Below are 13935 nucleotides of genomic sequence, written 5' to 3'. Positions count from 1 at the left end.
TGGCCCGCGCGGGCCGTGCCGGATCCGCCGCGAGCATGCCCAGCGATATCTTCCCCGATCCGCTCGACCAGCCGCCGCCGCCCGAAGGCCCCGGCCTCTTTGGCGATCCGCCACCCCCCGAGGGGCCCGGCCTCTTCGGCGAGGAGGCCGCGCCTGTGGCCGCCGCCCCGGCCCCGGTGCCAGCCCCGGACGCACCGGCCACGCCCTACCGCGTCCTCGCCCGCAAATACCGCCCGCAGAGCTTCGCCGACCTGATCGGCCAGGACGCGCTGGTGCGGACACTGAGAAACGCTTTCGCGCAGAACCGCGTGGCCCATGCCTTCATGCTCACCGGCGTGCGCGGCGTGGGCAAGACCACCACGGCCCGCATCATCGCCCGCGCGCTCAACTGCGTCGGGCCGGATGGCCAGGGCGGCCCCACCGCCGACCCCTGCGGCGTCTGCGCCGAATGCCAGGCCATCCTGGCCGACCGCCACCCGGATGTGCTGGAACTCGACGCCGCCTCGAACAACGGCGTGGACAATATCCGTGAACTGCGCGAGGCCGTGCGCTACCGCCCGGCGCGGGCGCGTTTCAAGGTCTATATCCTCGACGAAGTGCACATGCTCTCCACGGCGGCCTTCAACGCGCTGCTGAAGACGCTGGAAGAGCCGCCGCCGCAGGTGAAGTTCCTCTTCGCCACCACCGAGATCCGCCGGGTCCCGGCCACCATCCTCTCCCGCTGCCAGCGCTTCGACCTCAAGCGCGTGCCGCAGGAGGTGCTGCGCGCCCATTTCACCCGCATCGCGGAGCAGGAAGGCGTGGCCGCCTCCGAGGCCGCCCTGGCCATGATCGCCCGCGCGGCGGATGGCTCGGTGCGCGACGGGCTCTCCCTGCTCGATCAGGCCATCGCCCAGGCCGCCGGCAGCCCGGAGGGGGTGCAGGCCACCCTGGTGCGGGACATGCTCGGCCTCGCCGACCGCTCCCTGCTCTTCGACCTGCTGGAAGCCGCCTTCCGCGGCGATATCCCGGCGGTGCTGGCCGCCATGGATGCCGGGCATGAGCGCGGCGCGGACCCCGGCGTGGTGCTGGCGGACCTGCTGGAACTCACCCACACCCTGACGCGCCTGCGCGCCGTGCCCGCCCTGCGCCAGGACCCCTCCCTGCCGGAACAGGAGCGGGTGCGCGGCGTCGCCCTGGCGGAGAAGCTCAGCATCCCCGTGCTCGGCCGCGCCTGGCAGGTGCTGCTGAAGGGCATTTCCGAGGTGGCCGAGGCGCCGGACCGCCGCGCGGCGGCCGAGATGGTGCTGATCCGCCTCGCCCACCTGGCCGAGCTGCCGACGCCGGGCGACCTCGTGAAGCGCCTGACCGAGGGCGGCGCCAGCCTGCCCCAGCCCGCCGCGCCCGCTCCCCAGGGGGGGGGTGGTGGCGCGGGCGGCGGCGGCGCCGGCTTCCGCAGCGCCATGGGCGGCGGCGGCGCGGTGATGGCCGCGCCCGCCCCGGCCGCCCTGCCGCAGCCGCGCAGTTTCCGCGAGGTCGTGGCCCTGGCCTCCGGCCGCGCCCCCATGCTGCACGCGCATCTGCTGCACAGCGTGCATCTGGTGGCCTTCGCCCCCGGCCGCATCGAGTTCCGCCAGACGGCGCATGCGCCGCGCGACCTCGCCGGGCAGCTTTCCACCCTGCTGGCCGAGCAGACCGGCAGCCGCTGGACCATCAGCCTCTCCAATGCCGAGGGCGAGCCGACCCTGGCCCAGCAGCGCAGCCATATCGCCAGCGAGCGGCTGGAAATCGCCAGGGCCCACCCGATGGTGCAGGCCATCCTGCTCGCCTTCCCCGGCGCCCAGGTGGAGGCGCTGCGGGACGAGACGCTGGATGATTACGGCCTGCCCCCGGTGCCCGAGCCGGAAGACGGCTTCGACGGCCCCGAATTCGCCCCGCCCGATGCGGAGCCGGCGGATCTGGACGATTTCTGAGGCCGTGGCGCCCGCCGCGGTCCTCCCTGTTTCCATGAGCCTTTTGGGGGAGAACCCATGAAGAATCTCGGCGCGATGATGAAGCAGGCCCAGCAGATGCAGGCCAAGATGCAGGAGATGCAGGCCAAGCTGGACAGCCTGACCGTCGAGGGCGCCGCCGGCGCCGGCATGGTCAAGGTGACGCTCTCCGGCAAGGGCGACCTCAAGCGCCTCGCCATCGACCCCAGCCTGATGGCCGCCGATGAGCGCGAGGTCCTGGAGGACCTGATCATCGCCGCCCATGCCGACGCCAAGGCGAAGGTGGAGGCGATGATGGCCGAGGAGATGCAGAAGGCCACCTCCGGCCTGAACATCCCCGGCCTGGGCGGTGGCCTCGGCGGCTTCAAGCTGCCCTTCTGAGCCGATGAGCCTGCGCGGCCCGGACCAGGTGGAGCGCCTGGTGGCCCTTCTGGCGCGCCTGCCCGGCCTCGGCCGGCGCAGCGCCCGCCGGGCCGCGCTCAAGCTGTTGCAGGACCCGGGCGGGCTGATGCTGCCCCTCGCCCAGGCCCTGCACGAGACGGCCGAGGCCGTCCGCCCCTGCCGCCTCTGCGGCAATCTCGACACGCAGGACCCCTGCCGCCTCTGCACCGACCCTGCGCGGGATCAGGAGGTGGTCTGCGTGGTCGAGGGTGTGTCCGACCTCTGGGCGCTGGAGCGCGCCCATGTGCATCGCGGCCTCTACCATGTGCTGGGCGGTGTGCTCTCCGCCCTGGCCGGGGTGGGGCCGGAGGATCTGCGCGTCGCCGGGCTGCTGGAGCGGGTCGCCGCCGGGGAGATCCGCGAGGTGATCCTGGCCCTGCCCGCCACGGTCGATGGCGCCACCACGGCGCATTACCTGACGGACAGGCTGCGCCCCTCCGGCGTCACCGTCACCCGCCTCGCCCAGGGCGTGCCCATGGGCGGCGCGCTGGATGTGATGGATGACGGCACCCTGGCGGCGGCGCTCAAGGCACGCCGGCCTGTTTAAGGCATCGGAATAAAAAATTTTTATCAGATAGAAAATCTTCTTTTTCTGAAGAAAAAGAAGCAAAAAGACTTTTCCAGGCTGCCGCCGTCTCCCGGCACAGCGGGACGCTGATACCTCAGGCCACGGCGCTCTTGCCGCTACGGCCCGGCGGTCGGCCTCTGCCCCTTGGTGGCGGCGAAGGATGATCGGATTGAGTCGATGCGGTGGCCTGGGGAGTTTTTGCTTCCAGTTCTAGTACCCGGCGGATCAGATCGGACGGCAAGCCTTTGATCTCACCTGTCAAAACATAATCGCAAGTCACGGCGTAGTGCTGGCATATCCTTGCCAGTGCGACGCCCTTAATCTCTGATTGCCCAGTCTCCATGCGGCTGTAGGCGCTTGCTGTCATGCCGGCCGCTCTTGCCGCATCGACAGATTTCGGTGTCAGATATTCCCTGAGGATACGGAGCCGTCTGGCTTGCGCCAAGCGGAGGGCGTTATCCTCTGGCTGATCGTTGCTGCGTTTGGCCATGACAGGATCATGCCTCAGCTTGTGGCGCATGAACGGATAAAAGTTTTTTGGTTCTTTTTTTCAAAAAAGAACTCTTAAAAATTCCCCTTACGCCGCATGCCGCTCCCGCGCCTCCAGGATGCCATAAGCGGCGCGGACGGCGTCTTCGCCATACTGCCGTTCCAGCCGGCGGATGGTGAAATGCGCGCGGCCGACGCCCCGGAAATGCTCCAGGAAGGCGAGGTTGATGGCCGCCCCCGCCGCCGCGCCGATCAGCGGCGCCGCCTGGGCGCCCAGCTTCACCGTCAGCGGTGCCACGAAACGCGCGGCGATGGCGCTGATGAAGCCCGGCAGCAGCGAGGCCCCCATGGTCGGCAGCAGCTGCGCCAGGGCGAGGCGGGTGGCGAAATAGCCGGTTTCCGTCGCGTCATCCGCCGCCCCCGGGCCACCCAGGGCAAAGACCTTCAGGCACTCCGCCCCGGTTTCGGGCAGGCTGGTATCCTCCCCCTGGGCGGCGGCCTCGGCGGCGATCTGGCGCAGCAGCAGCGCGGTGGAGATGGGCAACTCCACCAGCGTCCCCGCCAGGCCGAAGGCGCCGCCCGCCGCGCCGCTCGCCGCCGCCAGCCCGCGATGCAGCCAGTGGGTGGAAATCCCCGGCAGGCTGCGCGCCGGCTCGCTGCGCATGGCGGCGTTGAGCGCGGCGGTCAGCGCCTTGCGCGTGGCGGCGTCGATCATGCCCTGGGCGGCGGCCGGCAGGCGGCGGCGCAGCGCCTCCACCGGCGTGCCCGCCATCGCCGCCAGCTTGGCCGCCAGCGAAGGGTCCTCCAGCACGCGCCGCGCCGCGGCCAGTTCGGCCTCCGCTTCGGCGGGCAAGGGAAGCAGCGCGGGGAGGGTGGCGGGCAGGGCCTCGGGCATGGCGGCGGGCTCCCTTACAGGATGAAGCGGCTGAGGTCGGTGCTGGCGGCCAGCGGGGCCACCTTCTCCTTCACATAGGCCGCATCGACCCGCACCGTTTCACCCTGCCGGTCGCTGGCGCTGAAAGAAACCTCCTCCAGCAGCTTTTCCAGCACGGTCGCCAGGCGGCGGGCGCCGATATTCTCGACCCGCGCATTGATATCCGCGGCGAGGTCGGCGATTGCCTCGATGGCGTCATCCGTCAGCTCCAGCGTCACCCCCTCGGTCGAGAGCAGGGCGACATACTGCTTCGCCAGGGAGTGCTCCGGCTCGGTCAGGATGCGGCGGAAATCATCCCGCGTCAGCGCGCCCAGCTCGACGCGGATCGGCAGGCGGCCCTGGAGTTCCGGCAGCAGGTCCGAGGGCTTGGCGATGTGGAAGGCGCCTGAGGCGATGAAGAGGATATGGTCCGTCTTCACCGGGCCATGCTTCGTCGCCACCGTCGTGCCCTCGATCAGCGGCAGCAGGTCGCGCTGCACGCCCTCGCGCGAGACATCGCCGCCCCGGAAGCCGCTTTCGCTGGAGCGGGCACAGACCTTGTCGATCTCATCGACGAAGACGATGCCGTTATTCTCCGCATGGGCGATGGCGTCGCGCGTCAGCTTCTCCTGGTCCAGCAGGCGGTCGGCCTCGTCCTGGGTGAGGGCGCGGCGGGCCTCGGCCACCGCCATCTTGCGCGACCGCTGCGGGCGGCCGAACATCTTGCCCATCATCTCCTGCAGGTTGGCCATCTGGCCGGGCGGCATGCCGGGCATGTCCATGCTGGCGCCGGGGGCGGGCCCCTGCTCCATCACCTGGACCTCGACTTCCTTCTGCTCCAGCTGGCCCTCGCGCAGCATGCGGCGGAACTTCATCCGCGTCTCGCCCGAGGCGCCCTCGCCCACCAGGGCGGTGACCAGCCTTTCCTCGGCGGCGAGTTCCGCCTTGGCCTGCACCGCCTTGCGCGCGGAGTCGCGCGTGCGGGTGATGGAGACCTCGATGAGGTCGCGCACGATGCTGTCCACGTCGCGGCCGACATAGCCGACCTCGGTGAACTTCGTCGCCTCGACCTTGATGAAGGGCGCATCCGCCAGCCTGGCGAGGCGGCGGGCGATCTCCGTCTTGCCGCAGCCGGTGGGGCCGATCATCAGGATGTTCTTGGGCACCACCTCCTCGCGCATCGCCTCGGGCAGCTGCTGGCGCCGCCAGCGGTTGCGCAGGGCGATGGCGACCGCGCGCTTCGCCTCATGCTGGCCGACGATGAAGCGGTCCAGCTCGGAGACGATCTCGCGCGGGGACAGGTTGACGGTCTCGGCGGTCACGCTGTCGGACATGGTTCAGAGCGTCTCCAGCACGAAGCGGCCATTGGTGTAGACACAGATGCCCGCCGCGATGGTCATGGATTTCTTGGCGATCTCCTCGGCGGAGAGGCCATCGATGTCGATCAGCGCGCGGGCCGAGGCCAGCGCGTAATTGCCGCCTGAGCCGATGCCGATGATCTGGTCCTCCGGCTCCAGCACGTCGCCATTGCCGGTGATGAGGAGGGAGCGGCTCTTGTCCGCGACGGCCAGCAGCGCCTCCAGGCGGCGGAGGTAGCGGTCGGTCCGCCAGTCCTTGGCGAGTTCGACGGCGGCGCGCTCCAGCTGGTCCGGGAAGCGCTCAAGCTTGGCCTCCAGCCGCTCCAGCAGCGTGAAGGCATCCGCCGTGGCGCCGGCGAAGCCGGCCAGCACACGGCCATTGGCGATGCGCCGCACCTTGCGCGCATTGCCCTTCACCACGGTCTGCCCGAGGCTGACCTGGCCATCGCCGGCCATGGCCACCTGCCCATCCTTGCGGACGCAGAGGATGGTGGTGCCGTGCCAGCCGATCGGATCATGAGACGAAGCGTTCATGGCCCAGCAGATGGCACCGCGCTCGCGCCGCAACAAGCGGGGGCGTCAGCGAGGGGCGGTGAGAGGAAAAAAGTTCTTTTTTGAAAAAAAGAACCAAAAAACTTTTATCCGTTCAGCGCCCCGCTGTGCCGGGAGACGGCGGCAGCCTGAAAAAAAGCAGCCTGAGAAAAAAATTAGCTGCTGGCTCCCTGCTGGGAGGGGGCGGGCGTCTCCTCGCTGGTGGGCGCGCCGGGGTTGATGGCGAAGGCCGGGATGGTGCGGCGCGGGCCACGGCGGCGGTTGGGCATCTCGGCCTCCTCCGGCGGCGGGGCGGTCAGGCGCTCCAGTGTCAGCACCTGGGCATTGTTCAGGTCGCGGAAGCGCACACGCAGCGTCCCGCCGCCGGAATGCACCGTCTCCGCCTGCACCGTGCCGAGCATGCCGCATTCAATGGTCAGGATGCTGCCCTTGCGCAGGTGGAGGCCCTCCACGACCAGGGCGGCGCCACCCAGGGAGACGTTGGTGATGCGCGCCGTCGTGTCGGGGTCGATGTGGTGGCCTTCGAGCTTGACGGGCATGTCCACCTGGACGCGGCGCGTCTGCCGGCCATTGTCGGTGCGCTCGCGCCGGCGGTTGCGCCAGATCAGCACCACCACCGCCAGGACGGCGGCGCCCTTGGCGATCCAGAAGCCGTAATGCAGCGCCTCTTCGGACTTGGCTTCCTTCTTTTCCTGGCGCTGCTGCTTCTCGCCCAGCTCGCGCTTGCCGATGGTCTCGGAGGTCTCGCCGCTGGCCGGGCCGGTGGACTTGCCGGCGGTGGCGATGCTGACCTCGGCCTGGTTGCCATCCGTCCGCGTGGGCGGCGGCGGCGCGGCGAGCGGCGAGGGCAGCGGGCGATAGCCGGAAATCGCCTGGGCCAGCTGGCGCAGCGCCTCCGTGCGGCGCACCACGGCCTCGTCCCATTCCACCGTGCTGGGCGCCACCCCGCCCCGTGCCGCGCCGTCGATGCGGCTGCGCATGGCGGTGACGGTCTGCTGCGCGGCCTGCACCAGCTGCAGCCGGGCGGAAAGGCCCTCCGGCACGCCGGCCGGGTGGGCGGCGGCCTCCGCCTGCACGGCGCCGAGCAGGGCGGAAAGCGCCGCATCCGCCTCGGCGCGGCGCTGCGACAGGGCCAAGCGGCTGCCCTCCGTCATCGCGGCGGCGCTGGGGAGAATGCCCAGCGTCGCATCGCTTTCCAGCCGCAGGGCCGATTCCGCCTCCATCAGCAGCAGGCGCGTGGTGTCGGAAGCCATCCAGGTGGTGGGCCGGGGGCGGGCGGTGGCCGCGCCCGGGGGCGGAACCGTGCCCTGCGGCGTGGCCTGGGCCAGGGCCTGCCCCATGCCGGCCAGCAGCAGCGACAGCACCAGAACCAGCCTGGGGGCCTTCCCGGAACCCCGGGCACGACGCGAAGCCCGGCAAAGGGCAGGAGAGGTCTGGGGCATGTCGTCTCGCGGCGGGGCCGGCATCGCAGCGTTCCAGGTTGCTGGGTCGCGCTACCCTGGCAGCACGATTCTTGACGCGAGGTAAAAGGGTGGGGCGGGGGCCGGGGCTCGCGCTCCCGCGCCCCTCATCTCCGCGTCCATCTCCGCCCCTCTCTCCCCCCCTATCGCCCCTGGGCAAGGCCCTGAGACCGGTCTAGGTAAGCCGCATGGACGCCCAGCCCCGCATCGCCGAGATCGCCCGCACCACCAGCGAGACCGATATCCGCCTCCGGATTGACCTTGACGGCCAGGGGGAGAGCCATGTCGAGACCGGCATCGGCTTCCTCGACCACATGCTGACGGCGCTGGCGCGCCACGGCATGCTGGACCTGCGCGTGGTGGCCAAGGGCGACCTGCATATCGATTTCCACCACACCACCGAGGATGTGGGCATCGTGCTCGGCCAGGCGGTGAAGCGCGCGCTGGGCGAGAAGCGCGGCATCCGCCGCTATGGCCACGCCGTGGTGCCGATGGACGAGGCCCTGGCGGAAGCCGCCATCGATATTTCCGGCCGCCCCTTCCTCGCCTGGAGCGTCACCTTCCCGCGCGACAAGGTGGGGGAGATGGACACCGAGCTCTTCGAGGAATTCTTCCGCGCCTTCGCCATGAATGCCGGGCTGACGCTGCACATCATCCAGCGCGCCGGCACCAACGCCCACCACATCGCGGAGGGTGTGTTCAAGGCCGTGGCCCGCGCCCTGCGCGCGGCGGTGGAGCCCGACCCGCGCGCCCAGGGCCGCATCCCCTCGACCAAGGGCGTGCTGGAGGCGTGATGCGCGCCTTCACCCTCCATCTGCCCGCTGCCCCGCCCGCCGTGGGCGCGCGCCGCGCCGGCCTTGCGGTGGTGCCGGAGGGCTTTTCCCCCGCCGCCGCGCTGCTGCCCGGGCTGTGGCTGCTCTGGCACCGGCAGTGGCTGGCGCTGGTGCTCTATCTGGCGCTGGCCGTGCTGGCGGCGCTGCTGCTGCCGGCCCCGGCGCTGGGCTGGGCCTTCGCGGCGGCGCATCTGCTGCTCGGCCTCCAGGCGCAGGATCTGCGGCGCTGGACGCTGGCGCGGCAGGGCCGGCCTGTCGCCGCCGTCATCCTGGCGCGCGATGCCGAGGCGGCGCTGCGCCGCGCGCTGGAAGCCCGGCCCGGCTGGGCCGCGCTCGAATTCCCCCCCGCCCATCCCCCCTCTGCTCATCCCCTGGGAGCCCCGGCATGAAGGTCAGCGTCGTCGATCCCGGTTCGGGCAACCTGGCCTCCGTGCTGCGCGCCCTGCACCGGGCGGCGCAGGATGCCGGCCTCTCCGCCGAGATCGTGGTGGAGACCGAGGCCGAGGCCGTGGCGCGCGCCGACCGCATCGTGATGCCCGGCCAGGGGGCCTTTGCCGCCTGCCGCCGCGGCCTCGACGCCATGCCCGGCATGGTCGAGGCGGTGTGCGAGGCGGTGGAGCGCCGCGGCATCCCCTTCCTTGGCATCTGCGTCGGCATGCAGCTGATGGCCGGGCGCGGGCTGGAGCATGGCATCACCCCCGGCCTGGGCTGGATCGAGGGCGATATCGCGCCGATGGACCCGCGCGATGCCGCCGGCGAGGCCCTGCCCCTGCCGCAGATGGGGTGGAACGCGCTCGACTTCCGCCCGGGCGCGCACCCGCTGCTGGAGGGCATCCAGCCCGGCGACCACGCCTATTTCGTGCATTCCTACGCCCTGGCCGGCGGCCGGCCGGAGCAGATCCTGGCCACCACCGAGTATGGCGGCCCGGTCGTCGCCATCATCGGGCGGGACAACCGGGTGGGCACCCAGTTCCACGTCGAGAAAAGCCAGTTCACCGGGCTGCGGATGCTGGCCAACTTCCTCTCCTGGCGCCCCTGACATGCCGACCACTGAACACGCCCTGCTGGTCGAGCGGGCGGAAAGCCTGAACGAGGCCGAACTGGCCGAACTCTGCGAGGCCACGGACGCCGCCATCATCGAGGGCGGCGGCTTCGGCTGGCTGGAGCCGCAGGGGCGGGAGGCGCTGACGCGCCATTTCCGCGGTGTCCTCCTCGTGCCGGCCTGCGAGCTGTTCGTGGCGCGGCTGGATGGCGTCCCGGTCGGCTCCGCCCAGCTCATCCGCCCGCCGCGCAACAACGAGGCCCAGGCCTTCGCCGCCCAGCTCACCCATGCCTATATCGCGCCCTATGCGCGCGGGCATGGGCTGGCGCGCCTGCTGGTCCGCCGCGTCGAGGAGCGCGCCGCCGCCCTCGGCCACCGCGTGCTGAACCTCGATGTGCGCGAGACGCAGAGCACCGCCATCGCCCTGTTCGAGAGCCTCGGCTACACGCGCTGGGGCACCCACCCGGCCTATGCCCGCGTGAAGGGCAGGACCACCGCCGGGCATTACTATTACAAGCTGCTGGAACCGCCGCATGGGCGGACGCTCGACATGCGGGCCGGGGCTTAAACACCGAAAGAAATGTTCTTTTTTGAAAAAAAGAACCAAAAAACTTTTTCCAGTCTGGCGTCCCGCTGTGCCGGGAGACGGCGGCAGCCTGAAAGAAAGTATTTTTGCTTCTTTTTCTTCAGAAAAAGAAGAATCTTGAAAACCTTTCTCGGAACATCTCATGGTCTTCACGCTCTATCCGGCCATTGACCTCAAGGGCGGCAAGGTTGTCCGGCTCCGGCGCGGGGACATGGATCAGGCCACCACCTATGCCGAGGACCCCGGCGCCCAGGCCGCGGCCTTCGACGCCGCCGGCTTTGCGTGGCTGCATGTGGTGGACCTGGACGGCGCCTTCGCTGGCAAGCCCGCCAATGCCGAGGCCGTCACCGCCATCCTGGCCGGCACGCGCCGCCCGGTGCAGCTTGGCGGCGGCATCCGCGACATGGCGACGGTGGAGGCCTGGCTCTCGCGCGGGGTGGCGCGGGTCATCCTCGGCTCGGCGGCGGTGAAGAACCCGGATTTCGCCCGTGCCGCCTGCCGCGCCTTCCCCGGCCGCGTCGCCGTGGGCATCGATGCCAAGGACGGCATGGTGGCCACCGAGGGCTGGGCGGAGGTCAGCACCGTCTCGGCGCTCGATCTCGCCCTCTCCTTCGAGGATGCGGGGGCGGCGGCCATCATCCACACGGATATCGACCGCGATGGCATGCTGGGCGGGGTGAATGTGGAGGCCACGGCGGAGCTGGCGCGGCGGCTTTCCACGCCGGTCATCGCCTCCGGCGGGGTGGCCGGGGTGGCGGATATCGTGGCGCTGAAGGCCACTGGCAGCGTGGCCGGCACCATCATCGGCCGCGCGCTCTATGACGGGCGCCTGACGGCCGAGGAGGCGCTGCGCGCCGCGGAGTAACGCGGCGCGCCGGGCGGGGCCACCCTCAGGCGAGGGTGGCGGCCTCCTCGAAGGACAGGCGCGGCAGGCGGCCGAACAGGCCGGAGGCATCGCCATAGCCCAGGTTGATCAGCAGGTTGGACTTCCACTTGCCATCCGGGAAGAAGGCGGCGTCCAGCTTGGCGGCGTCGTAGCCGCTCATCGGGCCGGTATCGAGGCCGAGGGCGCGCGCCGCCAGGATCAGATAGGCCGCCTGCAGCGAGGAGTTGCGGAAGGCGGTGGCCTCGGCGAAGGCGGCGGAGCCGGTGAACCAGTCCTTCGCGCCCGGGGCGTGCGGGAAGAGTTCCGGCAGCTTCTCGTAGAAGGCGACATCCCAGGCGACGATCACCGTCACCGGCGCCGTCATGGTCTTGTCGAGGTTGCCGGCGGAGAGGGCGGGGCGCAGCTTCTCCTTGCCCTCGGCGGTGCGGACGAAGACGAAGCGCGCCGGGCTGGCATTGGCCGAGGTGGGCGCCATCTTCACCAGGTCATACAGCTCGCGCAGCGTCTCGTCGGAGACCGGGCGGTCCTGCCACTTGTTGTGGGTGCGGGCCTCGCGGAACAGGGTGTCGAGGGCGGCGCTGTCGATCGGGTCGGCCATGGGGATTCGCTCCTGGCGATAAGGTTGCCGCCACTCTGCCGCAACCGTGGGCGATGCCAATCCCCTTGGCGCCATGTTCGCCATTCATGGCGTGAATGATAGAAAACGAAGAGTGTTCTTTTGGAAGAGTGTTCTTTTTTGGAAAAAAGAACCAAAAAACTTTTTTCAGTTTGGTGTCCCGCTTCAGGCCTGAGGCGGGACGCCAACTGAAAAAGTCTTTTTGCTTCTTTTTCTTCAGAAAAAGAAGATATTTAATTCAGTATTTTATGCATCCACCTGTTCGACGGCCATCACTTCCGGCACGTAGTGGCGCAGCATGTTCTCGACGCCGTGCTTGAGCGTGGCGCGGGAGGAGGGGCAGCCGGAGCAGGCGCCCTGCAGGTGCAGCTTGACGATGCCATCGCGGAAGCCGCGGAAGACGATGTCGCCGCCATCGCCGGCCACGGCGGGGCGGACGCGGGTGTCGAGCAGTTCCTTGATCTGCGCGACGATCTCGGCATCGGCCGGGTCGCTGTCCTCCAGGGCGGCGTCGCCCTCGGCCTCCAGCACCACGGGGTGGCCGGCCATGGCGTGCTCCATGATGGCGCCGAGCACCTGGGGTTTCAGGGCCTGCCAGTCGCTGCCATCCGCCTTGGTGACGGTGACGAAGTCATGGCCGAGGAAGACGCGGGCCACGCCGTCGAGGGCGAAGAGGCGCTCGGCCAGCGGGCTGCGGGCGGCGCTGGCGGCGCTGGTGAAGTCGGCGGTGCCACGCGCGCCCATCACGTCCTGGCCGGGCAGGAACTTCAGGGTGGCGGGGTTGGGCGTCGCTTCCGTCTCGATGAACATGGGTTTTCGGCTTTTCGTCTTCGGCGTTGGGTCGGGGCCGCGTCCTCCGCCGGGACGGGTCATCGGGGCGGAATCGGTGGTGTGGCCCGTGGCTGGCCCGTTGCGCGGGCGTCTGCACCGGATGTGGGCCATGCCGGCCCGCTGTGCAAGCGCCCGCGCGGCCCGCATCCATGGCCCGCGTCAGGTGACGCGGTCGAGTTCCTTATCGTCGAGGTTGCCGGGCACGATGGTGAGCGGCACGCGCAGGCGCGGGGCGTAGCGGCCGGTGAGGGCGGTGATCAGCGGCCCCGGCCCGCTGCCATTGCTGGCGGTGGCCAGGATCAGGATGGAGAGGCGCGGGTCCTCCTCCAGCAGGGTGAGCAGGGCGTCGCGCGGGTTGCCCTCGCGGATCAGCAGGATGGGCAGGCCGCCGGTGATCTCCTGCACCTCGGCGGCGAGGGCGGAGAGCAGCTTTTCCGCATCCTCCCGCCGTTCCTGCTGGAGCAGGGCGCCGACGCCGGCCCATTCCACCGTGCCCTCGGATTCGATGACGCGCAGCAGGGCGACGCGGCCGCCGCCATTGCGGGCGCGCAGGCAGGCATAGCGCAGCGCGATGCGGCGCTCCGGGCTGTCATCGACCACCACCAGGAAGACGCGGTCGCGGCGGGCGGCTTCGGGCATTCATCCCCTCCGGAACAGCACGCTGCCGAGCCACCCGGCGAAGGCGGCGAGCAGGATGCAGACGGCGCCGTATATCACCGGCTGTTCGTGGGCGATATCGGCGATGCTGGCAGCGGTCCCCACGCGCTCGACGCGGAAGCCTAGTTCCTGGCGGGCGACGACGCGGCCCTCGCGCACCAGCATCACCTCCACCCGGTAATCCCCGGTGCCGACGGTGGCGGGCAGCGGCAGGCGGGCGCGGAAGAGGCGGGCGCCGGCGATGTGCAGGGGCTCGTCCTCCTCGTGCCAGAGGCCGGCCTGCTGCTTGAGCCGCATCAGGGCGGCGCGGAATTCCGGCTCCTGGTCGCCGGTGGAGGCGAGGGGCAGGTATTCCAGCCCCAGCCGCTTGGCGCGCCGCTCCTCAAGGTCGAGCATTTCGCGCAGCGGGCGCGTGCCGGTGACGAGGTAGAAGCCCGGCACCTGGCGGAAGCGGGCCGAGGCGCCGTTGATCCAGAAGCCGAGGACGCGGACCTTGCGGCGCACCACCATGGGCTCGGGCACGGCGTTCTGCGCCACCACCAGCACATCGTCGCCGCCATCCTCGCCCAGCAGGCGCTCGGTGGCGCCGAAGACCAGCACCTCCGTGCCGCTGAAGCCGGTGGTGATGGCGACGCGGCTTTGCGACAGCTCGGCGACCAGGGGCGGGCGGGCCTGGGCGGCGGGGGCGGGCGGCGGGGGCGGGGGTGGCGGCAGGGGGGGCGCGGCGCGGCGC

General features: G+C 70.5%; 18 protein-coding genes. 9 read left to right on the top strand and 9 right to left on the bottom strand.

Annotation, left to right across the window (positions count from 1 at the left end; genetic code table 11):
* Nucleotides 1-35: 35 nt before the first annotated feature.
* The 3 genes from NON00_RS13435 to recR are packed head-to-tail and all read left to right on the top strand — an operon-like array spanning nucleotide 36 to nucleotide 2958.
* Nucleotides 36-1952, top strand: coding sequence for a DNA polymerase III subunit gamma/tau (locus NON00_RS13435; protein WP_256021871.1), 1917 nt, complete (start codon nucleotides 36-38; stop codon nucleotides 1950-1952).
* A gap of 57 nt (nucleotides 1953-2009) precedes the next feature.
* A complete protein-coding gene (locus tag NON00_RS13430; protein ID WP_256021866.1) occupies nucleotides 2010-2351 on the top strand; it encodes a YbaB/EbfC family nucleoid-associated protein in 342 nt (113 codons plus the stop codon).
* Between the two features lie 4 nt (nucleotides 2352-2355).
* Nucleotides 2356-2958 carry a recombination mediator RecR gene (gene recR, locus NON00_RS13425; RefSeq protein WP_256021862.1) on the top strand — a complete coding sequence of 201 codons (603 nt, stop codon included), beginning with the start codon at nucleotides 2356-2358 and terminating at the stop codon, nucleotides 2956-2958.
* 115 nt (nucleotides 2959-3073) lie between these two features.
* On the opposite strand, the gene NON00_RS13420 is transcribed toward recR, so the two are convergent.
* The 5 genes from NON00_RS13420 to NON00_RS13400 form a co-directional block, all read right to left on the bottom strand.
* Nucleotides 3074-3469 carry a helix-turn-helix domain-containing protein gene (locus tag NON00_RS13420; RefSeq protein WP_256021859.1) on the bottom strand — a complete coding sequence of 132 codons (396 nt, stop codon included), beginning with the start codon at nucleotides 3467-3469 and terminating at the stop codon, nucleotides 3074-3076.
* Nucleotides 3470-3556: 87 nt separating this feature from the next.
* Entirely contained in the window at nucleotides 3557-4363 is an 807-nt protein-coding gene (locus tag NON00_RS13415) for an EcsC family protein (RefSeq protein WP_256021856.1), read from the bottom strand.
* A 14-nt stretch (nucleotides 4364-4377) separates the two neighbouring features.
* A complete protein-coding gene (hslU, locus tag NON00_RS13410) occupies nucleotides 4378-5715 on the bottom strand; it encodes an ATP-dependent protease ATPase subunit HslU (protein WP_256021852.1) in 1338 nt (445 codons plus the stop codon).
* A gap of 3 nt (nucleotides 5716-5718) precedes the next feature.
* Nucleotides 5719-6273, bottom strand: a complete 555-nt coding sequence (hslV, locus tag NON00_RS13405) for an ATP-dependent protease subunit HslV (RefSeq protein ID WP_256021850.1) — start codon at nucleotides 6271-6273, stop codon at nucleotides 5719-5721.
* Between the two features lie 173 nt (nucleotides 6274-6446).
* On the bottom strand, nucleotides 6447-7655 hold the full coding sequence (locus tag NON00_RS13400) for a PilZ domain-containing protein (protein WP_256021847.1): 1209 nt from the start codon (nucleotides 7653-7655) through the stop codon (nucleotides 6447-6449).
* 284 nt (nucleotides 7656-7939) lie between these two features.
* On the opposite strand from NON00_RS13400, the gene hisB reads away from it, so the two are divergent.
* From hisB to hisA, 6 genes are read left to right on the top strand one after another with little or no spacing between them, the layout of a single operon-like run.
* The gene (gene hisB / locus NON00_RS13395) at nucleotides 7940-8545 is read left to right on the top strand and encodes an imidazoleglycerol-phosphate dehydratase HisB (RefSeq protein ID WP_256021844.1); all 606 of its coding nucleotides are present in this window, start codon (nucleotides 7940-7942) and stop codon (nucleotides 8543-8545) included.
* Nucleotides 8545-8973: a DUF2628 domain-containing protein gene (locus NON00_RS13390; RefSeq protein ID WP_256021841.1), complete on the top strand. Its 429-nt coding sequence runs from the start codon at nucleotides 8545-8547 to the stop codon at nucleotides 8971-8973. The genes hisB and NON00_RS13390 overlap by 1 nt, the downstream gene beginning before the upstream one ends.
* Nucleotides 8970-9623, top strand: coding sequence for an imidazole glycerol phosphate synthase subunit HisH (gene hisH / locus NON00_RS13385; protein WP_256021838.1), 654 nt, complete (start codon nucleotides 8970-8972; stop codon nucleotides 9621-9623). Before NON00_RS13390 ends, hisH begins: the two co-directional genes overlap by 4 nt.
* 1 nt (nucleotide 9624) lies before the next feature.
* Nucleotides 9625-10194 carry a GNAT family N-acetyltransferase gene (locus NON00_RS13380; RefSeq protein WP_256021835.1) on the top strand — a complete coding sequence of 190 codons (570 nt, stop codon included), beginning with the start codon at nucleotides 9625-9627 and terminating at the stop codon, nucleotides 10192-10194.
* Nucleotides 10160-10333 (top strand): hypothetical protein, encoded by a 174-nt coding sequence (locus NON00_RS13375; protein WP_256021832.1) that lies wholly within the window; start codon nucleotides 10160-10162, stop codon nucleotides 10331-10333. The genes NON00_RS13380 and NON00_RS13375 overlap by 35 nt, the downstream gene beginning before the upstream one ends.
* 21 nt (nucleotides 10334-10354) lie before the next feature.
* Nucleotides 10355-11077: a 1-(5-phosphoribosyl)-5-[(5-phosphoribosylamino)methylideneamino]imidazole-4-carboxamide isomerase gene (gene hisA / locus NON00_RS13370; RefSeq protein ID WP_256021830.1), complete on the top strand. Its 723-nt coding sequence runs from the start codon at nucleotides 10355-10357 to the stop codon at nucleotides 11075-11077.
* Nucleotides 11078-11102: 25 nt separating this feature from the next.
* Here hisA and NON00_RS13365 read toward each other — a convergent pair whose 3' ends face one another.
* The 4 genes from NON00_RS13365 to NON00_RS13350 form a co-directional block, all read right to left on the bottom strand.
* Nucleotides 11103-11696: a malonic semialdehyde reductase gene (locus tag NON00_RS13365; protein ID WP_256021828.1), complete on the bottom strand. Its 594-nt coding sequence runs from the start codon at nucleotides 11694-11696 to the stop codon at nucleotides 11103-11105.
* 264 nt (nucleotides 11697-11960) lie between these two features.
* Nucleotides 11961-12524 (bottom strand): NifU family protein, encoded by a 564-nt coding sequence (locus tag NON00_RS13360; protein ID WP_256021827.1) that lies wholly within the window; start codon nucleotides 12522-12524, stop codon nucleotides 11961-11963.
* A gap of 180 nt (nucleotides 12525-12704) precedes the next feature.
* Nucleotides 12705-13184, bottom strand: coding sequence for a universal stress protein (locus NON00_RS13355; RefSeq protein ID WP_256021825.1), 480 nt, complete (start codon nucleotides 13182-13184; stop codon nucleotides 12705-12707).
* The coding region (locus NON00_RS13350; protein WP_256021822.1) for a TIGR02186 family protein at nucleotides 13185-13935 on the bottom strand (751 nt) is incomplete at its 5' end.

Source organism: Roseomonas sp. GC11 (assembly GCF_024437745.1).
Classification (GTDB): domain Bacteria; phylum Pseudomonadota; class Alphaproteobacteria; order Acetobacterales; family Acetobacteraceae; genus Pseudoroseomonas.
The sequence above is the reverse complement of the archived record's forward strand: the minus strand, read 5'-3'. Positions and strand labels throughout refer to the sequence as shown.

Excerpts from the sequence above, each read along its gene's own strand:
- NON00_RS13365 (WP_256021828.1), bottom strand. The coding sequence starts at position 11,696 with ATGGCCGACCCGATCGACAGCGCCGCCCTCGACACCCTGTTCCGCGAG.
- NON00_RS13415 (WP_256021856.1), bottom strand. The coding sequence starts at position 4,363 with ATGCCCGAGGCCCTGCCCGCCACCCTCCCCGCGCTGCTTCCCTTGCCC.
- hisA (WP_256021830.1), top strand. The coding sequence starts at position 10,355 with ATGGTCTTCACGCTCTATCCGGCCATTGACCTCAAGGGCGGCAAGGTT.
- NON00_RS13360 (WP_256021827.1), bottom strand. The coding sequence starts at position 12,524 with ATGTTCATCGAGACGGAAGCGACGCCCAACCCCGCCACCCTGAAGTTC.
- recR (WP_256021862.1), top strand. The coding sequence starts at position 2,356 with ATGAGCCTGCGCGGCCCGGACCAGGTGGAGCGCCTGGTGGCCCTTCTG.
- NON00_RS13355 (WP_256021825.1), bottom strand. The coding sequence starts at position 13,184 with ATGCCCGAAGCCGCCCGCCGCGACCGCGTCTTCCTGGTGGTGGTCGAT.
- hslU (WP_256021852.1), bottom strand. The coding sequence starts at position 5,715 with ATGTCCGACAGCGTGACCGCCGAGACCGTCAACCTGTCCCCGCGCGAG.
- NON00_RS13430 (WP_256021866.1), top strand. The coding sequence starts at position 2,010 with ATGAAGAATCTCGGCGCGATGATGAAGCAGGCCCAGCAGATGCAGGCC.
- hslV (WP_256021850.1), bottom strand. The coding sequence starts at position 6,273 with ATGAACGCTTCGTCTCATGATCCGATCGGCTGGCACGGCACCACCATC.
- NON00_RS13380 (WP_256021835.1), top strand. The coding sequence starts at position 9,625 with ATGCCGACCACTGAACACGCCCTGCTGGTCGAGCGGGCGGAAAGCCTG.
- NON00_RS13420 (WP_256021859.1), bottom strand. The coding sequence starts at position 3,469 with ATGGCCAAACGCAGCAACGATCAGCCAGAGGATAACGCCCTCCGCTTG.
- NON00_RS13435 (WP_256021871.1), top strand. The coding sequence starts at position 36 with ATGCCCAGCGATATCTTCCCCGATCCGCTCGACCAGCCGCCGCCGCCC.
- NON00_RS13390 (WP_256021841.1), top strand. The coding sequence starts at position 8,545 with ATGCGCGCCTTCACCCTCCATCTGCCCGCTGCCCCGCCCGCCGTGGGC.
- hisB (WP_256021844.1), top strand. The coding sequence starts at position 7,940 with ATGGACGCCCAGCCCCGCATCGCCGAGATCGCCCGCACCACCAGCGAG.
- NON00_RS13375 (WP_256021832.1), top strand. The coding sequence starts at position 10,160 with ATGGGCGGACGCTCGACATGCGGGCCGGGGCTTAAACACCGAAAGAAA.
- hisH (WP_256021838.1), top strand. The coding sequence starts at position 8,970 with ATGAAGGTCAGCGTCGTCGATCCCGGTTCGGGCAACCTGGCCTCCGTG.